Below are 12,581 nucleotides of genomic sequence, written 5' to 3'. Positions count from 1 at the left end.
ATTTTTAAAAATTTCTAAAATTCCAATTAGTGTAGTTGGAAGATTTTTCGAGTTTAGATTCTATTTCATCAGGTAATTCTGGGAAAAAATCAATTCCGGTTAAGTTTTCAATTTCATCAATAGTAACCACAAAGTTATACAAACCTTTTTCTGAAGCTTTGTGAGGAATTAAAAAAGCAATAGCTTTAATTTTTGGTTGATGGTAATCTAATATAATTTTATAAAATTGTGTTGGAACAGCTACTTTTTCACTGCCAATTGTTTTTAAATTTTTAGATAAAACTCCACCAGTAATCACATATAATTTATCATATTTTTGTACCCAATAACGTACTTTTTGCTCCAATCTGTTCCATATACCAGCATTAAATTCATACAATTGAGGAGTAATATTAGAAGTTAAAAAAGTTTCGTTAAAGGCTTCTTTTGAAAATTTACGATCACCAGCTGGACATAAATGACCTTTGTTATAACCAGAGTTTTTATAATTTTTGTAGTTGGCACTTTGAGTTTTTACTTTTGAATCTTTTTCAAAGTACGGTCTTTTAAAATTTTGGTTTGAAAGATGTTCCAAAGTTAATTCATAAGCAACCCATTCAGCTTGTTCAAATTTTTCATTATAAGAAAGAGAATAATAATTGTGATGTATTATTTGTCCAGTGGTTGACGTAGGTAAATAGTTGAAATTTGAAGAAAAAGAAATGTTTTTTTCTTCCACATCATAATTATCATAGATATATAATATACATGCAAATAACAATGCAATTATGGCATAAATAGTTTTCCTATTTTTCACTTTTTAATGGAATTTCTTTAAAGTTAGAAGTTTTAGGTAAGTCTTCAAAAATCTTTACAAATTCAGCAGGAGGAGAAGTTAATTTACGTTTTTCTAAATCTATCCAAGCACCATAAACTTTTATTTCGGCAGAAAGTTTTCCAGCTTCATTAAAAATTTGATGATTAAAACGCCAACGTTCAATCTCTTTTGAAACTCCTTCTAATTCCATTTTTACTGTAATATTTTCACCTATATGAATTTCTTTGTAAAAAGAAGTTTCTTCTTTAAATAAAATAGGACCAATATTTAGTTTGGCAAATTCATTAATAGACAGCCCATGTTCTTGAAAATACCGAACTCTAACTTCAGCAGCATAATCATTATACGCTGTATGTCTCATATGACGATTTGGGTCAAAATCAGACCATTTTGTTTTAAATAATACTTCGAAATTCATTTGATATTTTTTTGAAGTTGCTAATTTAAGGTAAAACGTAAAAAGAGTCGAGAAATTTCTCGACTCTTTTAAAACAATTATAAACTACTAATTTAGTTAATTTAAGGTTCATTTAAAACGAACCAATCCTTTTTTTTAATTTTTTATACAACGTACAGAAAATCCAGCACCACGATTAGGAACCATTCCCCCATAAATATTAGCATTCGCATTAAATATACGTAATGATTTAGCATCGTTTCCACTTATACTACTTGACCAGTAATAGCCTTTGTTTGAGGTGTCTAAAGACCCATTTTTGTTACGTGCACCTGCCAAAACCCATTTTAAAGGAGAGGCAAAAGCTCCAGCTGCATCATTGGTAACCCAAGTTAAACGTTCGGCATTTAATTCGGCTTCTGTAGGTAGCCTATAACCAGATGGACAAGGGTTGTTAGTTCCATTTGAGCCTTGCCAAAGTGCGTTGTTTTTAGAACTTCGCCAATCAGATTGTGAATTGCTTGTTGTTATAAATTTCCCATGTCCAGGGATGTCAGAATTGCTTAAAGTGCCTATGGTATTACTTGACCTTTTTTCATGTCCATCTGTTAAACGTCCCCATTGATATAGATCTCCAAAAGCTAAAGCATCTGTTGGACTTGTGGCTACCCGAGTTGCTCCAAGGTTTTTATTCATCCATGTTTTACCTGTTTTGGGGTTATATACACTGCCAATCTTGTTTGGAAGCTCATAAGGAATACCAATAGGTCCCGGTTCATATTCAATAAATTTTTCAATATTGACATAAATTATACAAGGTTCACATCTAATTCCGCCACAAATTGGTGTAAATATTATTTTGTAAGTTCCATAGCTAGTAAAAGTATAATTAAAAGTTTTACCATTATCAGATAGTATAATGCCATCTGGATCTACAACTGTCCATTTATATTCAACATCACAACTTTCAGGATTACAAACATAATTTGGTGCTGTAAATGTGTAGTTCATGGTTGGCTTTAATTCAATTTCATTTCCACATTCAATTTTTTTCTCAAAATTTGATTGAAAATAGATTTTTTGTTTTGGGTTTTTTGGAATTTTTTTATGATATCCTTTTATAGAAACACTGTTTTCTATCCATTCACCACAATCACATTCACTTTGCTGATCACAACATTCAATTATAAACCGATCACTTTTATCTAAACATAAACGTTCAGCATCTTCAACAATAAAAGACCAAACTCTTGGAGGGTCACAAGGTATTGATGGTGGTATTGTATAAGTAAATGAACCTGTATTAGGAATTCCAGTTGCTAAAACTGAATACACTACTCCGTTTGTATTGTCAAATAATGAAATATTAACTAGACCAGTTGGAGTAGTACCAGACCAATTTAAATTTATGGTTTCACCTACACAGTATTTCTTATCTGAATTGAAAGGTTCAATATTAATATCACAAGGTTCTGGTTCAGTTTGTTGATCGCTTGAAAAACATATTATTTTTTCACAAACATTACAGTTAACATCTTTAACTTTTACTTTTAAACAGAAATAAAAATCAACATCGCAACATTCTAAATTTAAAACTTCTGGATACAAAATATCTAAATTAACTACTCCATTTATAATGGATGGATTTCCAAGTTGCCAAGTTAAACTGCTGGTACCATTATCTCCAGTATTTAAAATTAAATTACCCAGATTTGTAGTTGAAGTAGTTAAGGTTCCAAATAGACCTAAATCATCTGGTTTACAGGCTCGATCAGAATATTCGATATGGTAATCTACCATAGAAATTTCTACTTCTTGTATTGGAACACTTCCTCCGTTAATACTAACATTAAAAGTCCCATTATTTTCTTGAATAGTTGCCTCAAAATCTTCAACATCACAACATTCTGTTCCGGTTACACATGCTGCAGGAGCTTCTGGGCTTCCATAATTAGCACTTAATTCTACACCAGAAGTTGTCATTTCTGCAGTAGCCGAAACACTTTCGTTACAACAGTTTCCTCCGCCAGATTTAACTACTGGAATGGTAATGGTAAAATCGTTTCCAGGGAATATTTGAGTTGTTGGGTTAATATTAATTATCAATCCGCCAGAAGTTGTAAACGGAATTGGAGTAGCATAAGAATCTTCAATAGCTATTTGTCCGTTAACTGAAACACAGTCAGGTAGCATATCAGTAATTACGATGTTATCTAAAGGTACACTTCCATTATTAGAAACTGTAATAGTATAATTGAAGGATTGACCATTTTCAACAATCTCTGTATTAGCTTTTTTAAAAATACCTAAAATACCAACTTGATCTATTGTATAATTTACAGCGCTAGAATGTGTCCCAAAACCGGTGGTACTTGGAATACTTGCAACATTAGTTTTAGTTCCATAAAGTTGTGCTAAAACTTCAGCATTAAATTTTATGATTAAGAAATTTGATCGGTTGTAATCACAAATACCAGGCATATTGGTAATATTCCAAAACGGATTTTGTAAATCTGTGGTGTTAGCTGTTACTGGAAAAGGAGGTGAAATTGGAGCTCCAAAAGGTGGGCTGCAACTATTTCTATAGCCTCTGTTTTGGTCGGCATAATATTCATACGTAATAGTTCCTGGTAGTATTTCTAAATTTTGACCTGGCATACCAAAAACATCGGTTAAGGTTGTAGATAAATTACCTGAGCCAGAATTTCCAATCATAACACTAAATTCAATGATATCTCCAATTTGATAAATTGGTGGAACAATGGTGCTTGGAGGATTTAAAATACATTTTTTAATAGAACCTCTTGGTTCAGGTGTAGCAACATCAAAATCTACAGAAGTTGTTTTATTTTGAAGCGAGGTATCTATGGTAGGACAGTTGATAGCTGGACAAGGAGATGAACCTCCTCCAGAACCATTTCCACTTCCTGTTCCAACTGCTTGATAATCTATATTAGCTGAATTTGAAATAGTTGTACCTGAACTAGTTGTTAAATTCACTTCAAAATCTACCCATATATTAATTTCTTCGCCAGGATTTAAAATAAAACCAGAAGGCGCTGTAAATGTATAAAAGATGTTTGAATAAGGTGGTATTGAAGGTGTAACAGACCATCCTATAGGTGGGCTTATTCCTGTAATTGTTATTCCGGGAATATTAAAGTTATCTGTAATAACAAGGTTTGTCCAAGGTACATTTCCATTGTTTTTAGCCTGAATTCGATATTTTCCAGCACACCCAGGAGGAATGTTAAAATATGGATGTGTATATGGATATCCATTATTATCGTAAGCATATTTTACAAAAGATAAATCTGTATTTGGAGAAACTAACGGATCTGAATTGGCTGATATGGAACCAGACATTGTACCGCAAGTTCCATCTCCTAAGGTAAAATTATAATTTGCAACATTAGTAATTATTGAACCTTCTGGTGCACAATTTTGAAGCGTTATATATTTAGTGTAAAAAGAGTTACTAGCCATTGAATAATTTACCGTATGTACAGCTCCACTTACTACAGGTACAGAAGGACTTTCTGTTATGGTTCCTGACAGTTTATAAGTTCCTAAACCAGACCCATTTGGATTATTATGATGTAGTTTAATTTTCCAAGTGGAAAGCCCACAAGTTAAATCACCAGTTACAAATTCTTTAGAAATTGACCAATAATTTGCAGCCCTTGCTATAACATTTACAGAAGTTGTACACGTAGTAATAACACCAGCACAATCTAAAGTTACTGTAACATCAAACGTTCCAACAGTTCCATTACAAGTTATATAACCAGGAAATTTATAAAATACATTAAAATTATGACCATCATTACCGTTTAAAGTAGGGGATGGTGCATTTTGGTAGGTGCCTCCTCCCATATCAGTAAAAGGAATGGCACCAGAACTTTGAAATATTAAGTTCGATGAATTGGTTATACTAACCGTTTTTACGCAGCCAGCATCATAACTTCCTGGTAAAGTAATGTTTAAAGGGATGTTGTCTCCTGTTAAAGCTTCTGTTGGTACAGAAACTGTAACATTGTCACCGTTTAAATTGCAAGTATTTGTATTAGGTGAAGTATTTACTGCAATTTGAGATTGTATTATGGTTGTTGCAAATAAAAATACTAGCAACATATATGTTTTGAATGGATATAATATATTTTTCATGATAGTAATTTTTATTGGTTATTAAAGGTGAAACAATGAGTAAATACACACGATTTGCAATTGCTTTCTTCATAAAAGACTTTAACTTTTATACAAACAGTATATTCAATTTCACAACAACTTGGATCGAAACCAGAGATTGGGCCTGGTAAACCAATAGTTAAGTTTACAGGAATTGCACCTGTTAAAATCGAATTACTTGTATATTTTACGTTTTTTGTGGCATTGTTATTAGAACTTAGGCTTCCAGAAGCAGTTTCATTTATAAGCTGTAAAGATGTTGATCCATTAATAGTGGTTCCTGGCATTAAAAACATGCCCGATTCTTCAACAGTACTAACACCTTTTGAACAAGCTGAAGGGTTGGCTGAATAACTATAAGATTGTATTTGAAATTCAATACCATATATAGGAACACTTACATTAATATCGCCATTAAAATTAAATTGATTACCATTTGTTCCATTCAATGAAATATTAAAATTATCAAAAGAAAGATCCATTTCTTCGCATTCTTCGCAAATGCAATTAGGTAATTCATCAAAATTGACACTAACGCCTGGTTGGCATAAAATAGGACTTGGATCTAAATCATCTCCTTGTAAACCAAAACCAATTGAGGTTACACTTGCAGAAACAGTTACTTCAAAACAGTAGCTTATTGTGGTGGTGCTTGCTCCAATTTGAGTTAAAAGTGTGGGATTTGGACTCACTAAAGTATAAGATAAAGGTGAATAGGTTTGGTCGAAAACAGATAAACCTGAACTAGGGTTTGTATATGTTAAATCACCTGATGTACTTGAATAAGTTGAATCAAAACAAATTTTAAATTTTCTGTTTTCGCCTTCATATCCTAAACATTCAATTTCTTCATTTGAAATGGTAAAATCTATTTCGCAATTACTGAAAGTAAAAAACATTGGTGCTGATGAGTTTCCTGTGGATGTTTCAGTAACTTTCCATCGGTATTGACCATCACTTAATTGGTGATCTTTAAAAATTTGCAATGTATTTAAAGATGTACTTGAAGTTTTTTCAATATATATACGTTGTGATTTTTGGTTATTTCCAATTTTAGTAACTTCAATAATGTATTGAGGGTTTAAAATTTTAGTGCCAATTACTTTCCAAGTAAAATTTTTAATTTCACTTGAATTTTTAAAAACACTGTTATTTTTTGGTAAAACACCAATTATTTTTTGTTGTTTCTTGTCTTTTTTTGAAGGATTGGTAAATACAACAGAGCCACTATTTTTAGCAATCATTTTATCTTTTAATTCATTAGAAACAAAATATGGGTTTGAATTCTCTCTTGATGATTGCTTCTTATTTTTATTAGATGTGGTAAGCTTTTTGCCAAAATTATAGCTTACGCCAAAACCGTAATTAAATACTTGTGGTTGGATGTTTTTTTCGGTGTATTTGAACTCAATTTGCGTTCCATCTTGTCTAATAATATCTACTTCATTTATTACACCATCTTTATTAATATCAATAAATTGTTTACGACCATCTATGGCAGTAATTCCATCAGAAAAAGCTGACAAATAATTGGCTGTTGCATACAAACCCCAATTTGGATGTAATTTATAACCCAATCTAATACCAGCATTATAAAAACCAATATTTGATGTTTCGTTTGTATTATAATTGTAAACAGGTATGGTAGTGGAAACATCTACATTTTCGGAAGTAAAATTACCTTCTAATGAAATTGGTTTGACAAGCATGATTCCGGCTCGACCAAAAATAGTTGTTTCTAAACTGCCAAAAGTTGTTTTGTAGTTTGGACCAATGCTATAGTATGAAGTTTTCCATTTTTCAGAATTAAATTTAACAGGATAAGAAACTTCATTGGCAAAATTCCGTAAATTTCCTTCGGTTGGGTTTGAAAAACCTCCTAGAGAAATTCCTAATCCAATTTTAGAAAAATAGTAAGTTGAAGATAGTTCGATAAAACTACCATCAGCAGCATAAGAATTGTCACTAAATGTTGATGTAGCAGAAGAAATGCCAGTAGTTATCAAAACTTCAACTAAACTAGAGTTGTTTTTTTCTAGTTCTGTTATTTTTTTTTGAGAATACCCAAAGGTAACACATACAAAAAAAACAAGAATACCTAATTTTTTCATAATAAAATTTGACTTTTTGTTAATAGCTTCCTTACCATTTAATAAGGCTTTTAGTGATATATCAAAAAAAACAAAAATTGTTACCCTTATAGAAAAAAATATGAGTTCAGTATATTTTAAATTGTATTTATTATAGCATTAAAATTAGGGTTAATAATGAGTTTGATTTTTTTGATTTAATAACAAAATACAAAAAAAAAATAACTTATATTTTTTGAAGTCAAAATAGGTTGCATTAAAAATCTAAGTTTATAGGTATGGAAAAATTTTCTAATAAACATAAAAACAACCCCTTTCAATGTTTTTTATCAACGAAAGGGGTTTGATTATTAATATAAAAAGTAAAAATTAATTTTTAACTAAATGATGCTGAGGTTTAATTTTTAATTCACTTAAAACATTCAAAGCTTCTTCAACGTAAATGTCTTTTTTTAAATTTTTATGCCAAGTTTCTCTTTTTTCAGCTAAATCTTTATCACTTTCTATTAACGGCTTTTCGTATAAAGGAGAGTTAAAGGTTAAGTTAGTGGTATAATTTCTTATAGATTTATATTTTAAAGATTCATTTTTGTTGTTTTCTATATCTTTTTTGTATTCATTTAAATTTAAATAAATGATAGTGTCATCTTGAGATTTTTTTAACCATTTAGCATTTTGATTTATTAGTTTAAAATAATGGTTACTTGCTACTCGTTTTTTACTATTATTTATAGCAGTATCATAGTTTTGGTAGTTATTCCAAAGTGAGTAATTGGCTTGAGGAACTTTATCAAATTTTAAAGGGTTTTCTAAATCACGTTCACCAATTTCCATATAAGTAAATCTGTCTGGTAACATAATATCAGAATGAACTCCTTCAAGTTGTGTTGAACCTCCATTAATTCTATAAAATTTTTGAATAGTCATTTTCAAAGCACCAAAATCTTCTTTTAAACTATGATATCTATTTAAGTCTAAAACACTTTGCACTGTGCCTTTTCCATAGGTTTGTTTACCCCCAATTATAACTGCTCTTTTATAGTCTTGCATAGCTGCTGCAAAAATTTCTGAGGCAGATGCTGAAAGTTCATTTACTAATACTACTAAAGGACCATCCCATTGAATTTTTGAATTTTTATCTTTTTTTATATCTGGAGCTCTATCGCGGTACTTTACTTGTACAACAGGACCTTTATCAATAAACAATCCAGTTATTTCTATAGCGGTTTGAAGAGAGCCTCCACCGTTGTTTCTTAAGTCTAATACTAATCCTTCAACGTTTTCTTTTTTCAAACGTTCAATTTCTTGCTCCATATCAGTAGCAGAATTTCTAAAGTTTTTCTCGTCAAAATCTATATAGAATTTTGGCAAATGAATCACTCCAAAAGTTCGACCTTCTTTTTTTACAATACTAGATTTTACAAAAGTTTCTTCCAATTCAACAACATCTCTAATAATTGAAATTTCTTTTATGGTACCATCTACTTTTTTAACTGTTAGCCTAACTTCAGTTCCTTTTTTACCTTTAATATACTCAATGGCATCATCTAACCTCATTCCAACAATGTCAACAGGGTCTTCATCACCTTGAGCAACTTTAGTAATTAAATCTCCTACTTCAAGTTCACCTTGTTTCCAAGCTGGACCTCCAGAAATCAATTCACTTACTTTGGTATAATCATTTTTCTTTTGAAGCCTAGCTCCAATACCTTCTAATTTACCCGCCATTGAAATATCAAAACGTTTTTTTACACTTGGATCAAAATACGTGGTATGAGGGTCAAACTCTTCTGCAATACAATTGATGAAAGTTGAAAACCAATCAGAATAGGTCAATTCATCAAATCTTTCAAAAGATTCTTTCATGCCTATTCGTGTGGCTTCTCTAGATTCTTTTTCAAGCTCATTGATAGATTTCATAACATAAGAAGCATCTTCTTTTTTCTTATCTTCTTCATCAGTTAATTTATCATATAAACGAGAAAGCGTACTAAATTTAAGTTGTTTATGCCAAACATTTAATAATTGATTTTTATTTGTTGCATATGGAGCTTTTTCATAATCAACATTTAAAATTTCATCTTTACTAAAATCGAAAGGATGTTTTAAAATTTCTTGATAGTAATTTTTAGATTCATTTGTTCGTTGTTTAAAACGCTCATAAACTGTAAAGAAAAATGTTAAATCTTTATTATTTATTTGATCATCAATTTGTGTTTTATATTTTGAAAACTCATCAACGTCCGATTGTAGAAAATATCTTTTAGCTGGATCTAATCTATCTAAAAAGTCAAAATATATTCTTTCAGAAAAAGCGTCATTAATTTCATGAGGTTCATAATGTCCTTCTGTCAAAACATATTTTAAAATGGTTAATAAAATTTTATCTTTTGGGTCTGGGTTAGCTACAGTTTGAAAACTTGTAAATAAGCTAACAACAAAAAATAAGGATAATAAAATTTTAAATTTTCTAATCATCATCTGTCAGGCTGTTTAAGATTGTTTTGTTAGTAACTACTAAAATAATGCCATTATTTTAGCTAGTGGTCTAATTTAACTTTTTTTTATAAATACTAAGGAAAGATTCAGAAATTTTAATGTTTTTTTATTGAACAGTTTCCTAAGTTGTATTCAAACACTATTTTATGTGTTATTTGTTTACGGTTTTTAATACATTTTACTTTTCTACTCAAAGATTAAATTGAAAAGTTAAAAGTATAACTACTTCAAATTTTGTTTATAAAAAATAAGCATTATTTACTACAATATTAAAAAAAATTAAGACCGAAGTTTCTTTACAAAATGTTAAAGTTTAAGTTATTGTAACCAAATAAAATATAGTAGTTTTGTTATTTAATAAAATAACCATGAGTAAGAGACCTTTAATTTTAGTAACAAATGATGATGGAATAACAGCTCCAGGCATAAGAACCTTAATTTCTGTGATGAACGAGATAGGGGATGTTGTAGTAATTGCGCCTGACGGACCACAGAGTGGAATGGGACACGCAGTTACAATTAATGAAACGTTGTATTGTAATGAGGTAAAAATTGATGAAGGTCCACAACGCGAATTTAAATCTTCAGGAACACCAGCAGATTGTGTAAAATTAGCGGTTAGTGAAGTTTTAGATAGAAAACCAGATTTATGTGTTTCAGGCATCAATCATGGGTCAAATTCCTCTATCAACGTTATTTATTCAGGAACTATGAGCGCAGCAGTTGAAGCTGGTGTAGAAGGGATTCCAGCTATAGGGTTTTCATTACTGGACTATTCTTGGAATGCAAATTTTAAACCTTTAAAAGAGTTTATTAAAAAAATTGCTCTGAATGTATTAGAAAATAGCCTGCCAGAGGGTGTTGTGTTAAATGTAAACTTCCCAAAAAGTGAAACATTTAAAGGAATAAAAGTTTGTAGACAAGCACGTGCAAACTGGGTGGAAGAATTTGATAAAAGAACCAATCCGCAAGGAAGAACTTATTATTGGTTAACTGGTAAGTTTGTAAATATGGATAAAGGTGAAGATACTGATGAATGGGCTTTAGCAAACAATTATATTTCAGTAGTACCTGTTCAGTTTGATTTAACAGCACATCATTTTATTCAAAAATTAAACAATTGGAATTTGTAATTTAAACGAATGAAAAAAGAAATGCTTATTGGCTTTTTAGTAGCTTTAATAGCTACATCTTTTGGGTGCTATATTTTTATTGAATTTTTTTCAAATTTTGGATTTTACAAAAGTTTAGAATTAATTAAAGAAGGAAATTTAGAAGAAAAAGTATTAATGTTAGGGGCTTTAGCAAACTTTTTTGTATTCTTTGGGTTTTTAAAAAAGAAACAAATATATAGAGCTAGAGGTGTGTTATTGGAAACGTTTTTCATTGCTTTTTTAGTCTTATTTTTAAATATATTTTCTAAATAATTTATAATGAAATATTACATAATTTCAGGCGAAGCTTCTGGTGATTTACACGGGTCAAATTTAATGAAAGAACTATTTGTAAATGATTCTAAAGCTGAAATTAGATTTTGGGGAGGTGATTTAATGCAGCAAGTTGGAGGAACTTTAGTAAAGCACTATCGCGATTTGGCGTTTATGGGGTTTGTGGAAGTTTTATTGAATATTAGAACTATTTTTAAAAATATAAATTTTTGTAAAAAAGATATTTTACAATTTAAACCTGATGTTTTAATATTGATTGATTATCCAGGTTTTAACATGCGAATTGCTGAATTTGCAAAAAAAGAAGGCATAAAAGTTCTCTATTATATTTCACCTCAAATTTGGGCTTGGAAAGAAAATCGCATAAAAAAAATAAAGCGTGATGTTGATGAAATGTATGTGATTTTACCTTTTGAAAAAGAATTTTATGAAATTAAACATCAATTTCCAGTTCATTTTGTAGGTCATCCACTAATTGATGCAATTGCAAGTAGAGCTCAAGTAAATGAAATTAAGTTTAGAAAAGAGCACCACCTGTCTAACAAACCAATTATAGCGTTATTGCCAGGAAGTAGAAAGCAAGAAATAAAAAAATTACTTTCTGTAATGTTGAAAATGGTGGAAAAGTTTGAAGGTTATCAATTTGTAATTGCTGGAGCTCCAAGTCAAGATTATAAGTTTTATCAGCAGTTTATAACTAAAGATAATGTCAAATTTATTGGAAATAAAACCTATGATTTATTGTCAATTTCTTACGCAGCTATTGTAACTTCTGGAACTGCAACTTTAGAAACAGCGCTTTTTAAAGTTCCTGAAATTGTTTGTTATAAAACAAGTTGGATTTCTTATCAAATTGGAAAACGATTGATAAATTTAAAATTTATTTCATTAGTAAACTTAATTATGAAAAGAGAGGTTGTTACGGAACTTATTCAAAATGATTGCAATGAAATTAGATTAGAAAGTGAACTTCACAAAATTTTAGAGACAAAAAAACGAAATCAACTTTTTTTAGAGTATTTTGAATTGGAAAAAAAATTAGGAGGTAAAGGAGCTTCAAAAAAAGTGGCAGAATTAATTATAAAACAAAACCCTGAAATAAATTAATATTTCAGAGCTTTTCTAGATAATTAATTGAATAA

Annotated in this window: 8 protein-coding genes; 3 read left to right on the top strand and 5 right to left on the bottom strand. The window is 30.0% G+C overall.

The annotated features are described in order from the left end of the window. Nucleotides 1-4: 4 nt before the first annotated feature. The 5 genes from Q0714_RS11245 to Q0714_RS11225 form a co-directional block, all read right to left on the bottom strand. Nucleotides 5-796 (bottom strand): DNA/RNA non-specific endonuclease, encoded by a 792-nt coding sequence (locus Q0714_RS11245; protein WP_298265069.1) that lies wholly within the window; start codon nt 794-796, stop codon nt 5-7. Then, nucleotides 786-1,235 (bottom strand): thioesterase family protein, encoded by a 450-nt coding sequence (locus Q0714_RS11240; RefSeq protein WP_298265067.1) that lies wholly within the window; start codon nt 1,233-1,235, stop codon nt 786-788. Before Q0714_RS11240 ends, Q0714_RS11245 begins: the two co-directional genes overlap by 11 nt. A 135-nt stretch (nt 1,236-1,370) precedes the next feature. Continuing rightward, nucleotides 1,371-5,381: an FISUMP domain-containing protein gene (locus Q0714_RS11235; protein ID WP_298265065.1), complete on the bottom strand. Its 4,011-nt coding sequence runs from the start codon at nt 5,379-5,381 to the stop codon at nt 1,371-1,373. Nucleotides 5,382-5,392: 11 nt separating this feature from the next. Next, nucleotides 5,393-7,513, bottom strand: a complete 2,121-nt coding sequence (locus Q0714_RS11230) for a hypothetical protein (RefSeq protein WP_298265063.1) — start codon at nt 7,511-7,513, stop codon at nt 5,393-5,395. Nucleotides 7,514-7,861: 348 nt separating this feature from the next. Then, nucleotides 7,862-9,973 (bottom strand): carboxy terminal-processing peptidase, encoded by a 2,112-nt coding sequence (locus Q0714_RS11225; RefSeq protein ID WP_298265061.1) that lies wholly within the window; start codon nt 9,971-9,973, stop codon nt 7,862-7,864. Between the two features lie 386 nt (nt 9,974-10,359). Here Q0714_RS11225 and surE point away from each other — a divergent pair, with 386 nt between their 5' ends. The 3 genes from surE to lpxB are packed head-to-tail and all read left to right on the top strand — an operon-like array spanning nt 10,360 to nt 12,546. Beyond that, entirely contained in the window at nt 10,360-11,124 is a 765-nt protein-coding gene (surE, locus tag Q0714_RS11220) for a 5'/3'-nucleotidase SurE (protein WP_298265058.1), read from the top strand. Between the two features lie 9 nt (nt 11,125-11,133). Next, nucleotides 11,134-11,418: a hypothetical protein gene (locus tag Q0714_RS11215; protein ID WP_298265057.1), complete on the top strand. Its 285-nt coding sequence runs from the start codon at nt 11,134-11,136 to the stop codon at nt 11,416-11,418. A 6-nt stretch (nt 11,419-11,424) separates the two neighbouring features. Beyond that, on the top strand, nt 11,425-12,546 hold the full coding sequence (gene lpxB / locus Q0714_RS11210) for a lipid-A-disaccharide synthase (RefSeq protein WP_298265055.1): 1,122 nt from the start codon (nt 11,425-11,427) through the stop codon (nt 12,544-12,546). The last annotated feature ends 35 nt before the right edge of the window (nt 12,547-12,581 follow it).

The sequence above is a fragment of the uncultured Lutibacter sp. genome (assembly GCF_947493565.1).
Classification (GTDB): Bacteria; Bacteroidota; Bacteroidia; order Flavobacteriales; family Flavobacteriaceae; genus Lutibacter; species Lutibacter aestuarii.
Note: the sequence above shows the minus strand (reverse complement) of the source record. Positions and strands in the feature narration are given on the sequence as shown.